General features: G+C 68.5%; 22 protein-coding genes. 7 read left to right on the top strand and 15 right to left on the bottom strand.

Going from position 1 to position 18,915, the window contains the following annotated elements; genetic code table 11:
- Window positions 1-32: 32 nt before the first annotated feature.
- The 5 genes from B7L05_RS00715 to B7L05_RS00695 are packed head-to-tail and all read right to left on the bottom strand — an operon-like array spanning window position 33 to window position 5,114.
- Window positions 33-764, bottom strand: coding sequence for a flagellar biosynthesis protein FliH (locus B7L05_RS00715; RefSeq protein WP_085808294.1), 732 nt, complete (start codon window positions 762-764; stop codon window positions 33-35).
- Window positions 757-1,770, bottom strand: a complete 1,014-nt coding sequence (gene fliG / locus B7L05_RS00710) for a flagellar motor switch protein FliG (protein ID WP_085808293.1) — start codon at window positions 1,768-1,770, stop codon at window positions 757-759. The genes B7L05_RS00715 and fliG overlap by 8 nt, the downstream gene beginning before the upstream one ends.
- Complete coding sequence (fliF, locus tag B7L05_RS00705; RefSeq protein WP_085808292.1) at window positions 1,767-3,482, bottom strand: flagellar basal-body MS-ring/collar protein FliF; 1,716 nt, start codon at window positions 3,480-3,482, stop codon at window positions 1,767-1,769. The genes fliG and fliF overlap by 4 nt, the downstream gene beginning before the upstream one ends.
- Before the next feature lies 1 nt (window position 3,483).
- Window positions 3,484-3,846: a flagellar hook-basal body complex protein FliE gene (gene fliE, locus B7L05_RS00700; RefSeq protein WP_085808291.1), complete on the bottom strand. Its 363-nt coding sequence runs from the start codon at window positions 3,844-3,846 to the stop codon at window positions 3,484-3,486.
- Window positions 3,843-5,114: a sigma-54-dependent Fis family transcriptional regulator gene (locus tag B7L05_RS00695; protein ID WP_085808290.1), complete on the bottom strand. Its 1,272-nt coding sequence runs from the start codon at window positions 5,112-5,114 to the stop codon at window positions 3,843-3,845. Before B7L05_RS00695 ends, fliE begins: the two co-directional genes overlap by 4 nt.
- Window positions 5,115-5,421: 307 nt before the next feature.
- Here B7L05_RS00695 and B7L05_RS00690 point away from each other — a divergent pair, with 307 nt between their 5' ends.
- Together B7L05_RS00690 and B7L05_RS00685 are read left to right on the top strand one after the other, a co-directional pair.
- Complete coding sequence (locus tag B7L05_RS00690) at window positions 5,422-6,276, top strand: flagellin (RefSeq protein WP_085808289.1); 855 nt, start codon at window positions 5,422-5,424, stop codon at window positions 6,274-6,276.
- 251 nt (window positions 6,277-6,527) lie between these two features.
- Window positions 6,528-7,382 carry a flagellin gene (locus tag B7L05_RS00685; RefSeq protein WP_085808288.1) on the top strand — a complete coding sequence of 285 codons (855 nt, stop codon included), beginning with the start codon at window positions 6,528-6,530 and terminating at the stop codon, window positions 7,380-7,382.
- A 134-nt stretch (window positions 7,383-7,516) separates the two neighbouring features.
- On the opposite strand, the gene B7L05_RS00680 is transcribed toward B7L05_RS00685, so the two are convergent.
- The 10 genes from B7L05_RS00680 to B7L05_RS00635 all read right to left on the bottom strand — a co-directional run bounded on the left by B7L05_RS00680 (window position 7,517) and on the right by B7L05_RS00635 (window position 15,134).
- On the bottom strand, window positions 7,517-8,131 hold the full coding sequence (locus B7L05_RS00680) for a DUF1989 domain-containing protein (RefSeq protein ID WP_085808287.1): 615 nt from the start codon (window positions 8,129-8,131) through the stop codon (window positions 7,517-7,519).
- Window positions 8,132-8,141: 10 nt separating this feature from the next.
- Window positions 8,142-8,828 carry a guanitoxin biosynthesis heme-dependent pre-guanitoxin N-hydroxylase GntA gene (gene gntA, locus B7L05_RS00675; RefSeq protein ID WP_256926546.1) on the bottom strand — a complete coding sequence of 229 codons (687 nt, stop codon included), beginning with the start codon at window positions 8,826-8,828 and terminating at the stop codon, window positions 8,142-8,144.
- Between the two features lie 130 nt (window positions 8,829-8,958).
- Window positions 8,959-9,708 (bottom strand): FliA/WhiG family RNA polymerase sigma factor, encoded by a 750-nt coding sequence (locus B7L05_RS00670; protein ID WP_085808285.1) that lies wholly within the window; start codon window positions 9,706-9,708, stop codon window positions 8,959-8,961.
- Window positions 9,705-11,810, bottom strand: coding sequence for a flagellar biosynthesis protein FlhA (gene flhA / locus B7L05_RS00665; RefSeq protein ID WP_085808284.1), 2,106 nt, complete (start codon window positions 11,808-11,810; stop codon window positions 9,705-9,707). The genes B7L05_RS00670 and flhA overlap by 4 nt, the downstream gene beginning before the upstream one ends.
- Window positions 11,811-11,814: 4 nt before the next feature.
- On the bottom strand, window positions 11,815-12,687 hold the full coding sequence (locus B7L05_RS00660; protein ID WP_085808283.1) for a lytic transglycosylase domain-containing protein: 873 nt from the start codon (window positions 12,685-12,687) through the stop codon (window positions 11,815-11,817).
- A gap of 94 nt (window positions 12,688-12,781) precedes the next feature.
- Window positions 12,782-13,093, bottom strand: a complete 312-nt coding sequence (locus tag B7L05_RS00655) for a flagellar protein FlgN (protein WP_085808282.1) — start codon at window positions 13,091-13,093, stop codon at window positions 12,782-12,784.
- Window positions 13,080-13,301, bottom strand: coding sequence for a flagellar biosynthesis anti-sigma factor FlgM (flgM, locus tag B7L05_RS00650; protein WP_256926545.1), 222 nt, complete (start codon window positions 13,299-13,301; stop codon window positions 13,080-13,082). The genes B7L05_RS00655 and flgM overlap by 14 nt, the downstream gene beginning before the upstream one ends.
- 134 nt (window positions 13,302-13,435) lie before the next feature.
- Window positions 13,436-13,939 carry a flagella basal body P-ring formation protein FlgA gene (locus B7L05_RS00645; RefSeq protein WP_307718241.1) on the bottom strand — a complete coding sequence of 168 codons (504 nt, stop codon included), beginning with the start codon at window positions 13,937-13,939 and terminating at the stop codon, window positions 13,436-13,438.
- The gene (locus B7L05_RS00640; protein ID WP_179187077.1) at window positions 13,936-14,469 is read right to left on the bottom strand and encodes a flagellar motor protein MotB; all 534 of its coding nucleotides are present in this window, start codon (window positions 14,467-14,469) and stop codon (window positions 13,936-13,938) included. Before B7L05_RS00640 ends, B7L05_RS00645 begins: the two co-directional genes overlap by 4 nt.
- A complete protein-coding gene (locus B7L05_RS00635) occupies window positions 14,466-15,134 on the bottom strand; it encodes a motility protein A (RefSeq protein WP_085808280.1) in 669 nt (222 codons plus the stop codon). The genes B7L05_RS00640 and B7L05_RS00635 overlap by 4 nt, the downstream gene beginning before the upstream one ends.
- A 258-nt stretch (window positions 15,135-15,392) precedes the next feature.
- Between B7L05_RS00635 and B7L05_RS00630 the strand changes: the two genes are divergently transcribed.
- The 5 genes from B7L05_RS00630 to B7L05_RS00610 are packed head-to-tail and all read left to right on the top strand — an operon-like array spanning window position 15,393 to window position 18,909.
- Entirely contained in the window at window positions 15,393-15,737 is a 345-nt protein-coding gene (locus B7L05_RS00630) for a flagellar basal body protein (RefSeq protein ID WP_085808279.1), read from the top strand.
- A gap of 3 nt (window positions 15,738-15,740) precedes the next feature.
- Window positions 15,741-16,151 (top strand): flagellar basal body rod protein FlgC, encoded by a 411-nt coding sequence (gene flgC / locus B7L05_RS00625; RefSeq protein WP_085808278.1) that lies wholly within the window; start codon window positions 15,741-15,743, stop codon window positions 16,149-16,151.
- A 3-nt stretch (window positions 16,152-16,154) separates the two neighbouring features.
- Entirely contained in the window at window positions 16,155-16,835 is a 681-nt protein-coding gene (locus tag B7L05_RS00620) for a flagellar hook assembly protein FlgD (protein WP_085808277.1), read from the top strand.
- A 41-nt stretch (window positions 16,836-16,876) separates the two neighbouring features.
- A complete protein-coding gene (locus B7L05_RS00615) occupies window positions 16,877-18,133 on the top strand; it encodes a flagellar hook protein FlgE (RefSeq protein ID WP_085808276.1) in 1,257 nt (418 codons plus the stop codon).
- Between the two features lie 23 nt (window positions 18,134-18,156).
- Complete coding sequence (locus tag B7L05_RS00610; RefSeq protein WP_085808275.1) at window positions 18,157-18,909, top strand: flagellar basal body rod protein FlgF; 753 nt, start codon at window positions 18,157-18,159, stop codon at window positions 18,907-18,909.
- The last annotated feature ends 6 nt before the right edge of the window (window positions 18,910-18,915 follow it).

Below are 18,915 nucleotides of genomic sequence, written 5' to 3'. Positions count from 1 at the left end.
TTGGCGGGATCGAACGGGTGGCGATCGGCCGGTCAGGCGGCCGGGGGCACCGCGACCTTGTCGAGCGCGTGGGTCAGCTGTTCGAGCCACAGCGCCGGCCCGTCCTCGACGATCGTCGACGCGGCCTCAAGCACGAAGGTTCCCCGCGCCAGTGCCGGGTCGCCGACCGCGAAGATCGACGCGGGCAGGCGCCCGTCGAGCAGCGCCACGTCGGCGGCTGCGACCCGCAAGATCGCACTCTCCGACGCATCGGCGAGCAGTTCCGCCGCCGCCTCGACCCGCCCGGCGAGCAGGTCGGCGGAAATACCAACCTCGCCGACCAGCCGGGTGACGAGATGAAGTACCGTCTGGCGCAGTTGCGCGGCGATCCGGTCGCGATCAATGCGATCGTCGGACTTGAGCGCTGCAAGCACGCCTTCCAGCAGATCGAGATCGCGGCGGCTGGCGGCATCGTGCGCTGCCTGCGCCGCGGCGAATCCTTCGTCGTACCCTTCACGCCGCGCTTCCTCGATCGGGTCGAGGAACGGCGCGTCGGTCACGATCGGATCGAGCGGGTCCCACCCCTCGGTCGGGTTCACCGAAGGATCGGCGGGGGCATAGCTGCGCGGGCCGGCTTCGGTGCCGAACGCGTTCTCGATCCGCGCGATCAGATCGGCCGGTGCGAACCCCGCCGGGCGGTCGGCGAAGACGCGTTGCAGCCGGAGCGCGGCGTCGTCGTGCCGCGCGGACAGGCCGACGACGAACGGTTGTGCCGCCTCAAACATAATCGTCCTCGCCGCCGCCCATCATGATCGTGCCGTCCTTGGCGAGCGTGCGGGCGATCTGGATGATGACCTTCTGCGCCTCGAGCACCTCGCTCAGCTTCATCGGGCCGCGCGCTTCCATTTCGTCGCGGATGCCGTCGGCGGCGCGCGCCGACATGCAGCCGAGGAAGCGGTTGCGCGCGATCTCATCGACGCCCTTCAGCGCGCGCGTCAGGATGTCGCTGTCGACGTTGCGGATCAGCGTGCCAAGGTTCTTGTCGTCCATGTCGAGCAGGTTGTCGAAGACGAACATCGCCTCCTCGATCTGCTTCGCGGTTTCCTTGTCGAGCTTGAACAGCTTGGGCATCACACGCTGCTCGGTCGCCTTCCGCGCCCCCTGGAGGATCTTGGCCGCCTCGCGCGTGCCGCCCAGCTTCACCTGCGCGCCCTGCCCGCCCGCCGACGAGCGGTTGGCGATCATCGTCTTCAGCGTGTCGACCGCTTCCGGCGTGATCGGCCCGAGCTTGGCGATGCGGTGCAGGATCTCGGGCTGCGCCGCGTCAGGAAGCAGTTCGAGCACCTGGGCGCCGACCGCGGGATCGAGGTTGGCGATCAGCACCGCGGCGATCTGCGGATGCTCCTTCTCGATCATCGCGGCAATGTCAGTCGCGTCCAGCCAGTCGAGCAGGTCGATCTCGCACGCCGCCTCGGGCGGGGTGATACGGGCGAGCACACTCTCCGCCTTCTCCTGGCCGAGCGCGCGGTGCATCACCGCCTCGATCTTGGGCCGCGGATCGAAGGTGATGCCGGTGCGCTCGCGCGCGCGGCCGACGAAATCGTCGAGCACGCCTTCGACGTCCGCCTCGCTGACATCGGCGACGGTGAACATCGCGCGGCCCAGCTCGCGCACCTCGTCGGGCTCGAGCTTCTGGAGGATCGATGCCGCCTCGTCCTCGCCGACGAGCATCATCAGCACTGCGGCGCGCTCCGTTCCGGTGAAGGTTCGCAGCGGGATCTCGGCGCTCACAATGCCGGCGCCTTCATCATGTCACGCACCGCAAGCGCGGCACGCGCCGGATTGTCGCGTGTGAAGCCGCGCACCGCGCCGATCCGCTCGTCATAATTGCGGCCGGCCTCGATCTCGTCGAGCGTCACCGGCGGCGCGACCGCGATCATGCCCGGAGCGCCCGGTTCATTCACGTCGCCATCCTCGCCCGAGGCGCTGCCGATCGCGCGGCCAAGCCCCGGACGCGTCGCGGGATCGCCCGTCTCGTCCTTCTTCTTCGTCATCGTCTTGAGCAGTGGACGCACGCCGAGCAGCAGCACCAGCAGCGCGATGAGGATCGCGGTAACGTTGCGCGCCACCACCGGCAGCCAGTTATTGTCGTACCACGCCGGGCCATTGCCTTCTTCCGCGTCGCTGCCGGCGAACTTGCGGCTGATCACCGTCACCTGATCGTTGCGCGCCTGATCGAAGCCGACCGCGGAGCGGACGAGCTGCGTGATCTGGTTGATCTCCGCCGCGGTGCGCCGGCCCTTTTCAGGATCGCGCAGCAGGACGGCAACCGACAGGCGCTTGATCCCGCCGGGTGCGGCGCGCGTCACCGATACTTCCTTGCCCAAGTCGTACGAACGCGCGAACTGATCGGACTGCTTGTTGGCGTCGGGTGCGGGGCCGCCGGCGACCGCCTGGCCGGCGGGAACCGGCCGACCGTCGGCGCCAACCGCGGCCTGCGGCTGTTGCAGCGTGCTCGCCGGTGGGGGCGTGTTGCTGAGCGCGCCGGGAATGCCGCCGGGCGCCTGGCTGCCGGGGGCCTGGTTGCCCGTCCACGCGCCAGTCTCCGCGCGCACGACACCCTGCTTCTCGAAACTCTCGCGCGTCGCCGATGTCTCGTCCATGTTGACGTCGGCCTGCACCTCGGCGGTGAAATTGCCCGCGCCGACGAGCGGCGTCAGTAGCTGGATCAGCTGCGCGCGATATTTGTCCTCGAGCCGCCGCTGGAGCGTGATGCGCTGATCGCTGCCGCTCTCGCCGACGCCGCCCGGCTTCGACAGGAGCGCGCCCATCTGGTCGACGATCGTCACCGCCTCGGGCTTCATGCCGGGCACCGAAGAGGCGACGAGGTTGATGATCGACTGGACCTGCGCGTCGGACAGCGCCCGCCCGCCCTGCAACTTGACGACGACGGAAGCGCTGGGCTGCGCATTGTCGCGCACGAAGACGCTCGCCTCAGGCATCGCAAGGTGGACGCGCGCCTCGACGACGGCGTCGATCTCCTGGATCGACCGCGCGAGCTCCGTCTCGCGCGCCTGGCGCAGGCGCTCGCCCTCGACGGCGCGGCTGACGCCCATCGGCAGCTGGTCTAGGATCGCGTAGCCGCCGGGCGCCGCCTTGGGCAGGCCCTGCCCGGCGAGCAGCAGCCGCGCGCGCGAGTAATCCTCCTCGTTGACGGTGACGGCGTTGGTGCCCTCGTCGATCTGGCTGTCGATGCTCGCAGCGCTGAGCGCGGAGGTCACCGCGGCCTTGTCGGCGTCGGGCAGCCCGCTGAACAGCGTCTTCTGCGGCGCGCCCGACAGCGCGGACCAGGCGAGCGCGGAGGCGCCGATCAGCCCGACCATCAGCGCCATCGGCCCGGCGCGGCGCACTGCGGGCTGCGCGAACACGCCCTGGATCTGCTTCAGCGGGTTGGCGAAGCGTTCGGCGATGATCGGGTTCGAAGGGGCGAGTGCGTTTGCCATATCAGACCGGCATGCTCATGATGTCCTTGTAGGCGGACAGGATCTTGTTGCGGACCTGAAGCGTCGCCTCGAAGCCGACCGACGCTTCCTGGCGAGCGAGCATCACCTTGGCGATGTCCACCGTCTCGCCGCGCTCATAGGCTTCGGACAGCGCCGACGCCTTCTGCGCCTGGTTGTTCACCGACTGGAGCGCGTTCTCCATCGTCGCGGCGAAGCTGCCCGCCTGCTGCGCGCCCGATGCCGGCGCACTCGGCGCGGCAGCGGCAGTCGCGTTGGCGCGGCTCAAGGCGGCGTTGCGTTCTAGGATCTGCGCGCGCAGCGCCATCACCCGGTCGATCCCGCCGACACCCCCGACCCCACTCATGCCGTCAACCTCCGATCATGCGGCGCGGCGATCTCCTCACCCTGCTCGCGCGCCTTCGCCAGGCGGTAACGCAAGGTTCGTTCCGAAATGCCGAGCCGGCGGGCGGTCTCGATGCGATTGCCGCCGCACGCCTTCATCGTCTCGCGGATCGCGGCGAATTCGGAGAGCTGGACGACATGGCCGAGCGTTGCCGGCTCATCGCACGATGGCACGGCGGCGAGGCGCGGCGCGGCCGGGCGGTCGAACACGATATGCTCGGCCTCGATCGTCGCGCCGCCGCAGAACAGCAGCGCGCGCTGGATCACGTTTTCCAGTTCGCGCACGTTGCCGGGCCAGTCGTGACCGACGAGCCGTGCGATCGCGGCGTCCGACGGCCACGGCACGACGGCGCGCGTGCCGGCGTGGCGCAGGATCATCGTCGCGACGAGCGCGGGCACGTCCTGCGGGCGATCCGCCAGCGGCCGCGTGGTGAGCGGGAATACCGAGAGGCGGTAGTAGAGATCGGCGCGGAACCGGCCGGCGGCGACTTCGGCCTGGAGATCGCGGTTGGCGCAGGCGACGACGCGCACGTCGATCGGCACCGGGTGCGTCGCACCGATCGGCACCACCTCGCGCTCCTGCAGCACGCGCAGCAGCTTGGCCTGGAGCGGCAGCGGCATCTCGGCGATCTCGTCGAGCACGATCGTGCCGCCGTGCGCCGCGCGGAAGAAGCCGTCGCCACCCGACGAGGCGCCGGTGAAGCTGCCCTTCACGTGGCCGAACAGCATCGCCTCGAGCATCGTCTCCGGCAGCGCGGCGCAGTTGATCGCGATGAACGGGCCGTCGCGACGCGCCGAATTGCGATGGATCGTGCGCGCAAGCACTTCCTTGCCGGTGCCGGTGGGGCCGTTGATGAGGACGGTGATGTCCGCCTCGGCGACCCGCTCGGCGAGCGCGTAGAGCGCCAGGCTCTCGGGATCGGCCGCCGTCGGCAATTCGGGCCCGCCGGCGAGCGCGCGGACGAAGGCGTTGCCGACAACGGCGTCGGCGTGATCGAACGTCAGCCGCGCGGGCGCGCCGTCGCGATACGGCACCACCTGCCGTTCGCCGCGTGACAGCACCACCGTGCGCGACGGCACGGGCGAGGCCTCGCCCGGCGCGACAAGCCACGCGGTATCGGCCTGCGGCCGCGTGCCGGCGGCAGCGACGCTGAACCCCTGGGCGCGCAGCGACGAGACGAGCGCGATATGGGCATCGGCAATCGCGGCGGTGGGAACGATCGAACGCAAGGTCTTCCTCCTTCGGAACGACGCTGCTGATGCCGCCAAAGTGGTTAACGACCGGTTTCGCCGGCAACCGGCCGGCAGAATATTTCCGGGCGCGTGGACGCGCGCCCACACCCGCGCCGCGTACCCACGTACGTACGTGAGGGCGCGCGCATCACGGGCACGCCACGGGCGCGCGCGACCGGCGGCGATTTGCCGGTCGCCGGCAGAAATCGGCTAAAGTTTGCCGGTGGGTGGCCGTTTGGGGTGGCGACGGATCGACGCCCGCAAGGGGGGCAGCGTTCGCGTCGAGACCCATACGGAGATCACCATGACCGTTATCGCTTCCAACACGTCGGCGCTGCGCGCCGCCAATGCGTCGACCAGCGCCGGCAAGATGCTCGCGACCTCGATGGAGCGCCTGTCGACCGGCAAGCGCATCAACTCGGCCAAGGACGACGCCGCCGGCCTCGCCATCGCCAGCTCGATGACCGCGCAGATCAAGGGCATGAACCAGGGTGTCCGCAACGCCAACGACGGCATCAGCCTGGCGCAGACCGCCGAAGGTGCGCTCGACGAAGTCAGCAACATGCTCCAGCGCATGCGCGAACTGTCGGTGCAGAAGGAAAACGGCACCTATTCCGACGACGACAAGACCAGCATCGAATCGGAGCAGAAGCAACTCGCCAAGCAGATCAACTCGGTGATCAACAACACCAAGTTCAACGGCAAGGCGCTGTTCAGCGGCGATGTCGCGAGCATCGATATCCAAGCCGGCGCCAATGCCGACGATACGATCACGATCGACCTGTCGGACCTGAAGGAAGAATTCACCGAGGCGACCGACGAGGATCCGGCCACCGGATCGTCGCTGGCAAAAGTGGTCGACTTCGACAACGAAACCGCGCTGACCGACGCCAGCCTCGAAGATTACGATGACGCGCTGTCGAGCATCGCAACCGTTCGCTCGGGCCTCGGCGCGGCGCAAAACCGTCTCGAAAGCGCGGTCAACAACCTGACCAGCAACGCCACCAACCTGTCCGACGCGCGCAGCCGGATCGAGGACGCCGACTTCTCGGAGGAATCGACCGCGCTCGCCAAGGCGCAGATCCTCAGCCAGGCGTCGACCGCGATGCTCAGCCAGGCGAACCAGTCGCAGCAGGGCGTGATGCGCCTGCTCGGCTGAACCAGACTTCGGTGCCGGCGCCGCCCCCCTTCGAGGGTGTCGGCTCCGTGGTTCCACCCTCGCGGGTGGCGGGACACCCCGGCAACGACCGTTGCCGGGGTTTTTCGTGCCACCGACATGCGGCGTTCGCGATCGAAAGCGCCGGCGAAAATTATTTCTAAAGTCGCGCCGGGAACGGCCGTTTCCACTGCCGGGTCGTCCGGCCTTCGCCTTGGGGGCGGTGGGGGACGCCGGACAATTGGAGATTTCACATGAGCGTCATCGGAAGCAACATCTCGGCGCTGCGCGCGTCGAACGCATCGGCCAAGGCACAGTCGGCGCTGTCGACCGCGATGGAGCGCCTGTCGACCGGTAAGCGCATCAACTCGGCAAAGGACGACGCCGCCGGCCTCGCCATCGCCAGCTCGATGACCGCGCAGATCAAGGGCATGAACCAGGGCATCCGCAACGCCAACGACGGCATCAGCCTGGCGCAGACCGCCGAAGGCGCGCTCGACGAAGTCAGCAACATGCTTCAGCGCATGCGCGAGCTTGCCGTGCAGAAGGAAAACGGCACCTATTCGGATGACGACAAGACGAGCATCGAATCGGAGCAGAAGCAGCTCGCCAAGCAGATCAACTCGGTGATCACCAACACCAAGTTCAACGGCAAGTCGCTGTTCGGCACGGACGCGGCGACGGTGACGATCCAGGCCGGCGCGAATGCCGACGACACGATCGATCTGGACCTGTCCGACTTGACCGCCGATTTCGAGGAGGGCGACGACACGACGCCTTCGACGGGCTCGTCGCTCAACCTGGTCGTCAACTTCACCGACGACACGATCCAGGACGGCGTAACGCTCGAGAATTATGATGACGCGCTGGCCAGTGTCGCAACGGTTCGCTCGGGTCTCGGCGCCGCCCAGAACCGCCTGGAGAGCGCCGTCAACAACCTGACCAGCAACGCCACCAACCTGTCCGACGCACGCAGCCGAATCGAGGACGCGGACTTCTCCGAGGAATCGACCGCGCTCGCCAAGGCGCAGATTCTCAGCCAGGCGTCGACCGCGATGCTCAGCCAGGCGAACCAGTCGCAGCAGGGCGTGCTGAAGCTGCTCGGCTAATCACCGATCGCTCGGCACCGGCGCCGCCCCCACATCGGGTGCGGGTGCCGATCACGAACCCCGGTTGCCGCGCGGCAGCCGGGGTTTGCCGTTTGTGAAAAGGCCGCCGGCCGCGCCGCCGCGGCGGCGCCGGCCTAGCGGATCAGATAGTCGACCGGCTTGAAGCTGCCGCCGTTCGACGCGTACGCCGAACAGGCGGTGAGGCCGACGACGAGATCCATCGCCGCGCGAAAGGTGATGCGGTCGCCGGCCTTGCTGATCGGCGGCAGGACACGCAGCTTGCCCGTCTCGCCATCGACCGGCACGTTCATGAAACAATTGAACGCGCTGGGGATCATGTCCTCCGTGATGCCATAGGGCGCGAGCGCAGCGGCGAGGTTGCCGAAACAGCCGCGATGCACCGGCTTGTCCGGGTAGAAATGCCGAAAGGTATCTACGCTGCACGGCGTCAGGAGAAAGTCGTGCCGCCCGACGTCGTCAGCGACGATCTCCAGCATGGGACGCGAGCGGTTCGAGTAGAGGCTGTGGCCGGTGGTGAGATAGATCGTCTCGGCGTAATCGAACGTACGCCCGGCGGAGATCGCCTCGCCCACGTCATCGGCGTTGAAGGCGAGCAGGTCCGACACCTGGCACCCCATAGGATCGATCACCTCGAGCAACGCGCCGGCGGCGAGACGGAACGCGGTGCCGCTGCGCTCGGGGATGCGGGTCGCGGGGTTCAGCCTGGTTGCGGCAGTTTCGACGGGCATCGCAGCAGGACTAGCCGTTGTCGCCGCTGTAGTGAAACGGGCACGCCCAGGCGTCGTCCACGACGCGGCCGCTATATTGCCGCGCCTCGCTCGACGCGCCGTGGCGCGCCAGCATCGGGTTGCGTGATCCGGCGAGCTTCTCGTCGCGCACCAGGATCTTCTCGCGCATCCCCTCATACTGGCCGGTCGCGCGCAGCGTCTCGAACTGGTCGTGCAGGTTGAACACCAGCGTCGGTTTGTCGAAGCGGCGCGCCGGGCGGCTGGCGTTAGGGTGGAGGCCGACGACGAAGAACGCCTCGCCGCCGAAGCTCAAGGAGAAGTGCGGATCGTCGGGATCGTGGCTGACGCGCGCGTCATATGCCTGCCCGCGCCACACGTCCTTGTCCGACAGCGACTGGATGCGCGACCAGAGCGCGCGCTCGAAGCTCGGCTCGTCGAGATCGTCGGGTCCGTCGAAGACGACCGCGAAGCTGCGGAACAGGCCGGGCTCCTCGCGATACGCCTCGGCGAAGCGCATCAGTCCGTCATGGATACGCAGATCGTCCCAACCGCTGTCGATCCGATTGCAGGCGAGCGTGTTGAGCGTGCCGCGGGCAAGCGCGGCCTTGGCGCCGACGCACGGAAACAGGCGATCGGTGACGTGATCGTGCAGCAGCGTCTCGAAGCGTTCCTGGTCGACGTGGCGCCAGGGGAACATGGGTGTGGCAGGTTGTGGCATCGCCCCGAGGTACGCGCGGGGCGATCACGGCGTTCCGGGGATTCGGCATAATCTGCGTCAGTGTCGCAGTTTATAACACATTCGTAGGCGGTTACCGCCCGGCGCCGCCTTAACCGGCGCGCAGCAGCGCCTTCTTGAGCTTGGCGTGCGCCGCCGATTTGATCTGGCAGACGCGCGCCGACCCTACGCCAAGTACCGCGCCGATCTCCTCCAGGTTGAGTTCCTCGACGTGGTAGAGCTGGATCACCAGCTGCTCGCGTTCGGGCAACGCGGCGATCGCGGCGACGAGGCGCGCGCGCTGCTGCCCTTCGGCGAGTTGATCGAACGCGTTCGGCTCGTCGCTGGCGAACCAGGGCTGGTCGTCGCTGTAGACCTCGTCGATCGAATCGAACTTGGCGGCCTCGGCGGTGACATATTCGGACCGCAATTTATCAACCGAGACGCCGAGACGTGCGGCGAGCTGCGCCTCGCTCGGCGCGCGGCCAAGCTCGCCGGTCAGCGCTTGAACGGCGCGGGCATAATCGCGGCGACGGCGGATCGCGCCGCGCGTCATCGCGGCGTGGCGGCGCAGCTCGTCGATCATCGCGCCGCGCAGCCGGGTGGTGAGATACTGCCGAAAGGTGACCTGCCCGCGATCTTCGAACGCGGCGGCCGCCTCGACCAGCGCGACGAGACCCGTCTGAACAAGATCCTCGACCTCGACCGCGGTGGAGACGCTGCCGTGAACGTGCCACGCGAGCCGGCGAACGAGCGGCAGATGCTCGCGCACCAGCGCGCCTTCCTCGCGTGCGCGCGCACGCGGACTATAAGTGAGTGGCGCGGCGTTCGCGAACGCGCTGCGATGCGGCTCGGCGCTCATGCCGCGAGCGCCTGCGGCTGGCCGCCGCCCAGCATGCCGTTCGCCGGGTGCGTGTCGTTCGCGCCGATCACGGCGACGACCTCGACCGCCTTGTCCTCGGGGACTTCGAAGAAGCTCATGACGGGGGTATCCGGCAGACAGGTTTTGACGAGCTTGCGGATCGCGACGCGGATCGCGGGCTGGACGACGAGCGCGAACGGCTTGGCCTCGGCGATCATCGGTTGCGCGGCGCGCTGCAGCGCGTCGACGATGCGGCGGCCAAGATCGGGCTCGATGACGTGGCGGCGCGACGGATCGGCACGCATCGCCTGGCCGAGCAGCCCCTCGAGCCCGCCCTCCAGCGTCATCACGCGCAGCGGCTCGCGCACCCCGCACAGTTTCTGGATGATGAGGGGCCCAAGCTCGGGACGGATCAGCTCGACGATCTCGTCGGCGTCCTGCGTGCGCTGCGCGATCACCGCGACCGCAGCGGCGATGCGGCGGAATTCCTTCAAGGTGATGCCCTCGTTGAGCAGCGCCTTGAGCACGCCGGTCAGCGTGGTGAGCGACAGCGGCTGCGGCACCAGTGAGGCGACGAGCTGCGGGTTGCGCTCCTTCAGCCCGTCGAGCAGCGCCTGGACCTCGTCGGCGCCGAGCAGGTCGGCGGCGTTCTGGCCGAGTGCGTGGTTGAGGTGCGTGGCGATGACAGTGCCCGAATCGACCACGAGGTAGCCAGCGCCGGTCGCGGCATCGGCGTCGCCCGGCGCGATCCACGTCGCGTCGAGCCCGAAGGTGGGATCTTTCGCCTTCTTGCCCTTCAGGTCGCCGAAGCCGGTGCCGGTATCGAGCGCGAGCATCTCGTCGGGCGAGACCTGATCCTCGCCCACCACGACGCCGCCGACGACGAGCCGGTAGGTGTAGGGCGCGAGATTGATGTCGTCGCGTACCTTCACCTGCGGCACGACGAAGCCGAGCTCCTTCGACAGCTGCCGCCGCACACCGGTGATCCGGCCCATCAGCGGCGCGCCCTTGCGCTCGTCGACCAGCGGCACGAGGCCGTAGCCGATGTCGAGGTTGACCATCATCCCGTCGGTCACCTCGTCCCAGCCGATGCGCGACTGGTCGATCGGCTCGGCGGCGGGCGCTTCCTCGATCGGCGCGGGTCGCTGCGCGATCTTGTGGAGCTTCCACGCGGTGAAGCCCGCAATTCCGGCGGCGGGCAGCAGGATGAGGTGCGGCATACCCGGCAGAACGCCGAGCAGGCCCAGAATGCCGGCGACCGGCGCCCAGGTGCGAGGCGAACCGAACTGGCTGCCGATCTGGCCGGCGAGATCCTTTTCTGAACTGACGCGGGTAACGATCGCGGCGGCGGCGATCGACAGCATCAGCGACGGCAGCTGCGCGACCAGCGCGTCGCCGATCGCGAGCAGCGTATAGCCCTTCGCCGCATCGGCGATCGACATGCCGTGGCTGACAGGGCCGAGAATCAGCCCGCCGATGATGTTCGCCGCAAGGATCAGGATCGCGGCGATCGCGTCGCCCTTCACGAACTTGGACGAACCGTCCATCGAGCCGTAGAAATCAGCTTCGGTCGCGACTTCGACGCGGCGCTTCTTGGCCTCTTCCGGCGTCATCAGCCCGGCGTTCAAGTCGGCGTCGATCGCCATCTGCTTGCCGGGCAGCGCGTCGAGCGTGAACCGCGCGGAGACTTCGGAGACGCGGCCTGCGCCCTTCGTCACCACGATCAGGTTGATGATCATCAGGATCGCGAAGACGAAGATGCCGACGACATAGTCGCCGCCGATCAGGAAGCTGCCGAACGCCTCGATCACATGGCCGGCCGCGGCCTCGCCCTCATGCCCGTGGACCAGCACGACGCGCGTCGAGGCGACGTTGAGGCCGAGGCGGAACAGCGTGGCGAACAGCAGCACGGTGGGAAAGGCGGAGAAGTCGAGCGGCTTCTGCGCGTTCAACGCGACCATCAGCACTGCGAGGCTGATCGCGATGTTGGCGACGAAGAACACGTCGAGCAGGAAGGCCGGGATCGGCACGACCATGACGACGACGAGCAGCAGGATCGCGGCGGGGAGCGCCGCCTGGCGCGAGTTGGCGAGCAGCTTCATCGCCTCAGCCTCCCATCCGCGCGAGCATCATGTAGGCGAGGCGCGCATTGTCGGGCGACGGGCGCAGCAGGCTCGCCTGCGTCACGCCCGCCGCACCCGCGGGTGCGCGGCCCATGGCGGCGGTGGCCCAGTTCATCGCGTCCGATGCAGACTGGTTGGCGCCGGTGATCACCGTCGCGCCTTCCATGTCGAGCATCTGCGCGGCGAACTGCATGCGCGGCAGATCGTTGCCGGTATTGCCGGTGCTGCCGGCAGCCCCTGCCCCCTCGCCCAGTTTCGCGCCGAAGCGCTGGTAGACGTCCGTCAGCGAGCGCGCCGAACCGTCACGATTGTAGAAGACGTTGCGGTTGGCGCCCGCAGCGGCGGGGAACATGCTCGCGGCGGGGCGCTCGGGCGATACCTGCATCGCCTTCAGGAACTGCTTGGCCCCGCCCAGCCCCAGGAAATGCGCCATGTAGAGATCGGTGCCGGTCGCGGCGCGGCCGAGGCTCGCTTCAAGCGCATCCTTGTTGTCCGACGCATGCTCGGCCGCCATCAGCGAGGCGGCCTCGGGATCGTTACGCAGATCGAGGATTGCGCGCCTCATCTGCGGATCGGTCACGGTAAGGCGGCCCGAAGCGCTGCGCTGGATGCCGTTTGCGGCCCAGCCCATGCCGTGCTCCGCGCCGTGATCCTTCACCACCGCGAGCCAGGACTGTTCGATGAACTGATAAAGTCCGCTCGCCGAGGAGGTACGCGCCCGCGCGCCGGCGTTGAAGCCGCTCTCGACCTTCGCCTGGCCGAGCAGGTAATCGAAATCGATCCCGGTCTTCGCGGATGCGCGCTGGATCGCGGACTGCACCCGGCCGATCGCGGTATTGAGGGCATTGACGGTCATCGTTGCTGCGGCACTTCCCTGTTCGGGAACGCAAGCAGCAAGGAGTGTGCCAGTCGGCGGTCAGCGCGTGCGCCCTAGGCGCCGGTGTGTGCGGTCAAGCGTAGGCGACTGGGCCGCGGCGGTAGGCGTTGCCGCCCTCGCCGGTCAGAAGTTGCAGGCGGCGGCGAACATTTGCCGCCATCAGGTTGACGTAAATGCGGCATGTGTCGTTGAGGCGATCGGCTTCGTCCGCCAGCTCGCGCAGTTCGGGGCCGGCCGGGCCGTCGCCCAGCTGCTGCAACGTCTCGATCGCGGTGAGCTTCGCCGAGGTGGCGCGCTCGAGCCCGGCGACGTCGTTCGTCTTCAGCGCGGCGATCTCGTGATGCAGCGTGTCGATCACGCGAATCAGGGCGTCACGCCGGGTCATGCGACATCCATTCGTAACGGGCGGCGATCAGCCGATCGGCGATCGTATCGGGCGAGAGCGGAAAATTGCCCTCCGCCACCGCGCGCTTGATCTTCGCCACGCGCTCGACGTCGACCGGCGGGCTGGCGGCGAGCTGCGCCGCGAGCGTCGGCGTCGACGGCGTGGCGAGCGGCTGGCTGGTGGCACCGTTCGCCGCGCGGGGCGACACCGCGCGGGCTATCGCCCCGATCCTGCGATCGGTCGCTATGGATTTCGGCCCTATCGGATCGACCATCGGAACACCTGCTTCGCCGCCTTTGCGATCCAACAAACGGCCGGCGCTGCACGAACTTTAGCATTTTTTTACTCGCCCCAGCCGGGCAGCGTCGCGCGGCCAGGTGACAACGCGACGGCCTGCACCGGCATCTTGCCGCCGTCGACGCGCACCATCAGCCGCTGGCCGGCGGCGGCATCGGCCATCGCGACGCCCTCGCGGGTGATCGCAAAGCCTGGCGAACCCGCCTCAATCACTAGTGGATCGCCGCGGCGGATGACTTTTTCCGCCGCTGCGGCGGGGAGCGGCGCGGCGGCGGCGCGCGCGATCACCGCGGCGCGTGGCGGCATCGCGACTGGCACGAAGATGCGCCAGTCCGGTCCGCCGCAAGACACGACGACGGCGTCGTGCGCGTCGGTGCGCCATGACAGCGCGACCGTCGGACATTGGGCGAGGCGCAGCCGCGGGTCGACCACGGCGCGCGCCCCGCCCTCGCTGCCGATCGGTTTGCCGGTGAAGGCGGCAACGGCGCGGTCGAGCGCGGCAGTATCCTGAAAGGCGGCGGCGCCGAGCGCCAGCAGGAGCGCGATCACTTCTTCTCTCCGGTAAACGACAGGGTGACGACCACCTGCCGGCGCGATGGCCGGTCGGCGGTGAGGATAACGAGACGGCCGGGGGCGACCGTAGCGAGCGCGGCGGCGACGGCGCGCGCGCGATCGGCGGCCAGCACGGCGGCGCTGCCGGTATCGGGGTCGACGTCGGCCGCCGTGCCGTCGACCGCGGCGGTGATGCGCAGCGATACGCGCGGATCGCGTGTCGCCTCGCGCGCCCAGGCGACGAGGCCGTCGGGCGCGGCGGGCAGCGTCGCGCTACCGGGGGCGAAGTTGAACATGCCAGCCGCCGCGACGGGCAGCGGATCGGGTGCGCCCTTGTCCGCCGAGGCGCCGAAGCCGGCGCGAAAGCCGCTCGCCAGCGCCTTCCGGTCGAGCTGCTGGTTCGCCTGCAGCAGGACGAAGAAGCCGACGAGCAGCAACGCGAGATCGGCAAGCGTGACGAGCCACAGCGGGCGCGCCGCCGCGGGAGCGGGAAAATCGTCGGCGATGAGGCTGAGCGCCGGCGTCATGCCGCCTCGCTGGCGTGATGAATTGGTGTAAAGCTGACAGGGCGCGGCTGTTCGCGCGTCGCGAGTGCGACGAGCGGCGCGACGATCCGCGCGCGCTCGAACGCTTCGTTCCGGGCAGCGGCGCGCAGCCGGCTCGCGATCGGCATGGCGACGAGATTGCCGAGCAGCGCGCCGTAGAGCGTCGCGAGCAGCGCCACCGCCATCGCGCCGCCGATCGCCTGCGGATCGGTCATCTGCACGAACATTGCGACAAGCCCGACGAGCGTGCCGACCATGCCCATCGCCGGCGCCGCCTCCGCCATGCCGGCCCACGCGTCGGCGGCGGCGCAATGCCGCTCGATGCGCGCGCGGCGCAGGTGATCGAGGCGGACGGCGACCGCGTCGGGCGCGTGGCCATCGACGATGTCGGCGACCGCGGCGGCGATATCGGCGTCCGCGATCACCGACTTGTCGAGCGCGATCGCGCCGTGCCGCCGTGCGATGCGGCCGAGCGCAGCGATCTGCTGCAACAGCGGCTCGGCAGCGAAGCGGCGGCGCGGCAGCGTAGCAAGCGCGGCGATCGCGCGCGCGAGATCGCCCGCCGGCGTGCGCAGGATCGCGCTCGCGATCGTACCGCCCCCGACGATGGCGAGCGCGGTCGGATCGATGAAGGTGCCGAGGTCCATGCCCGGTCGTCTGCAAGCCATGGGCCAGATCGAACGGCATAACCCTCAGCTCGTCGCACGCAGTCCGGCACGCCATAGCGAGGCGATCGCACGCGGCGGTGCCGCCGCCACCGCGATGGTGCTTCCGGCAAGGCTTGCCGGCCGCCCGGCAACATCTTGCCGCCCCGCGCCGCCGGATCGGCCGCCGCGCCAGCGCATCGGCACTTGGCACGCCACTTGCTGATTGTCCCGCGCATCAGACGTGCAGGAGTTCGGGCAGTGGCCAGCGACAGTCTATTCGGCGTTCACGGAGCGGCGCTCGAGGTGCGCGCGCAGCGCATGAACGTGCTCGCGTCGAACATCGCCAACGCTTCGACGCCGAACTTCAAGGCGCGCGATATCGACTTCACCAAGGCGCTCGCCTCGGTCGAGCGACAGGGCGCGAGCGGGATCGATCAGGCGCTGCTGTACCGCGTGCCCGACTCGCCTTCGATGGACGGCAACACGGTCGAGCTCAGCAAGGAGCAGACCGCCTTCGCCGAGAACGCCGTCCAGTATCAGACGACGCTGTCGTTCCTGAACGGCCGCATCAACCAGCTCACGCGCGCGCTGCGGGGAGAATAAGCCATGGCCGCCAATCCGATCTCGATCTTCCAAGTCGCCGGTCGCGCGATGTCCGCGCAGCTCGTGCGGATGAACACCACCGCCTCGAACCTCGCCAACGCGGGCGCGGTGACTGGATCGTCGGCAACGGCGTATCGCAGCATGAAGCCCGTGTTTCGCACGCAGTTCGATCAGGCGAGCGGCATGGCGACGGTGGATGTCGAGCGCGTGGTCACCGCGGGCGAAGAGCCGATCAAGATCCGCGATCCGAACAACCCGATGGCCGACAAGGACGGCTACGTCTACCAATCCGCCGTCGACGAGACGCGCGAGCTGGTCGATATGATGGAGACCGCGCGCTCCTATCAGAACAACGTCGAGGTGATGAACACCGCCAAGTCGTTGATCGTCGATACGCTGAAGATGGGGCGCTGATAGATGGCCACCTCCTTCGACAGCACGATCGCGAACCTCGGGATCAGCAGCACCGCAAACGGCGCCGCGAAAACCGCGACGGCCAAGTCCGCCTCGCTCGGCCAGGCCGATTTCCTGAAGCTGATGACTGCGCAGATGAAGAACCAGGATCCGTTCGATCCGGTCGACAACACGCAGATGGTCGCGCAGATGGCGCAATTCTCGTCGCTCGCCGGGATCACCGAGATGGGCTCGACGCTGAAGGCGATCGCAGACAAGCTCGGCGCGACGAGCATGCAGGATGCGGTAAGCTACGTCGGGCGCACGGTGCTGACGCCGGGCAGCACCGCCTACGGTCGGTCGGCGGGCGGCATCGCCGGCGCGGTCGAGCTTGGTGCGGACGCGAGCCAGGTCACCGTCTCGATCTCCGATGCGAACGGCCAGCTGCTGCACACCGCCGATCTCGGCGCGCAGAAGGCCGGCACGATCGCCTACGATTGGGACGGCAAGGATCTGGCCGGCGCGGACGGTGGCAGCGGACCGTTCACCGTGCAGGTGAGCGCCAACGACGGGACGCAGGCGATCGCCGCGACCGGCCTCGTCTGGGCGCCCGTCACCTCCGTCTCGACCACCAGCGGCGCCGCCGTCCTCACCTTGCCGGGGATCGGCGAGGTACCCGCCAGCGCCGTTCGCCAGATCGGCTGATCCAGCCCGCACCCCTTTTCCCGTTTCCAGGAGCAACCCCCATGTCCTTCTACACCTCGCTCTCGGGTCTGCAGGCCGCGCAGACCGATATGTCGACGATCTCGCACAACCTCGCCAACGTCTCGACCAACGGCTTCAAGAAGAGCCGCAGCGAATTTACCGACATCATGGCGTCGAACTTCACCAGCGATCCGCGCCGGCTCGTCGGTTCGGGCACCGCGCTGGCGCAGAACAAGCAGATGTTCGGCGAGGGCAGCCTCGTCACCACCGGCTCGTCGCTCGATCTCGCGGTGGCGGGTGACGGCTTCTTCGCGGTGAAGACGCCGGCGGCGGGCGGCGCGACGGTCGCCTACACGCGCAACGGCACCTTTGCGGTCGACCCCAATCGCTACATCACCGATGCGCAGGGCAGCCGGCTGCAGGCCTATGCGGTCGAAACCGACGGCACCGTTCCCGGCGTCGGCACGCTGATCGACGTGCAGGTGCCCGCGACGAGCGGCGAGGCGACGGCGACGTCGACGGTGACGATCAAGGCCGCACTCAACGCAGGTGCGAAGGGCACCGACGCGGAATTCAGCCGCTCGAACCCGGCCACCTTCACGCACTCGACGAGCACCACCGTCTACGATGCCCAGGGCAATGCGCAGACGCTGACGCAGTATTTCGTGCGCAAGCCCGATGAGACCGCCGGCGACGGCACGGTGAGCAAGGCCACCAATTGGACGGTCCACAGCTTCCTCGGCGAGAGCGCGCCCGAGGATGGCGGCCCGATCGAAATGGCGTTCGACAGCGACGGCAATCTCGTTTCCGGTAGCGGCGCAGCGCTCAAGTTCCCGGTCGCCGGCGGCGACCCGCGCACGATAACGCTCGACCTAGCTGGCGCAACGGCGACCAAGCAGCCATTCGCGATCACCGCGCGCACGCAGGACGGCACCGCGCTCGGCGAATTCTCCGGCATCGCCGTCGACAGCGCCGGCGTCATCATGGCGAGCTATTCGAACGGCGACGCGGTGAAGCTGGGCAAGGTCGCGCTGGCGAATTTCGTCAACCCGACCGGGCTGCGCCAGAACGGCGGCAATTACTGGAGCTCGACCGGCCTGTCGGGCAGCGCGACGATGGGCAGCGCGAACGAGAACGGCTTCGGCAAGCTGATGTCGGGTACCGTCGAGGGCTCGAACGTCGACATCACCGAGGAGCTGGTCGAGCTGATCAGCGCGCAGCGCAATTTCCAGGCGAATGCCAAGGCGCTCGATACCGCGAGCCAGATCTCGCAGACGATCTTCAACATCCGCTCGTGATCTGAGCGTCGGGGGCACGTTGCATGGATAAATTGGTCTATACTGCGGCGACGGGGCTCAAGGCGCACATGGCGGCGCAGGCCGCGATCGCCAACAACATGGCGAACGCATCGACGACCGGCTTTCGCGCCGACCGCGTCGTGTTCGACCGAATCGAGCTGAAGGGCGGCGGCAGCCGGTTCGAGGCGCGCGCGCCCGCGGCGCAGGAAGTGACCGACGCCGATCGCTCGGTCGGCGCGCTGACGCAGACCGGGCGCAACCTCGACGTGGCGCTGACCGACGCGACGAGCTGGATCGCGGTGCAGGCGCCCGACGGCACCGAGGCCTATACGCGCCGCGGCGACCTCAGCGTCTCGGCATCGGGCACGTTGCAGACGGGCGACGGCTATCTGGTGATGGGCTCGGGCGGGCCGATCACCGTGCCGCCGTACAATTCACTGTCGATCGGCTCGGACGGATCGATCTCGATCGTGCCGCAGGGGGCCGAGGCGACCGAGACGACGGTGATCGACCGGATCAAGGTCGTCTCCGACAAGGGATCGTCGACGACCAAGGGGCTCGACAATCTGATGCACGTGCGCGGCGGCGGGGTGCTGCCCGAGAACCTCGACGCCAAGGTCGCGTCGGGCACGCTCGAGCAGAGCAACGTCAACATGACGCAGGTGCTGGTCGACATGATCGAGAATCAGCGCAGCTACGAAGTGCAGGCGAACCTGCTCAAGGAAGCCAAGACGATGGACGAAGGCGCCGCCTCCGTCATGCGGATGCCCGGCTGATCCCCG

This window comes from Sphingomonas sp. TZW2008, assembly GCF_002117915.1.
Lineage (GTDB): Bacteria > Pseudomonadota > Alphaproteobacteria > Sphingomonadales > Sphingomonadaceae > Sphingomonas.
This window is presented reverse-complemented; position numbering and strand designations above follow the sequence as displayed.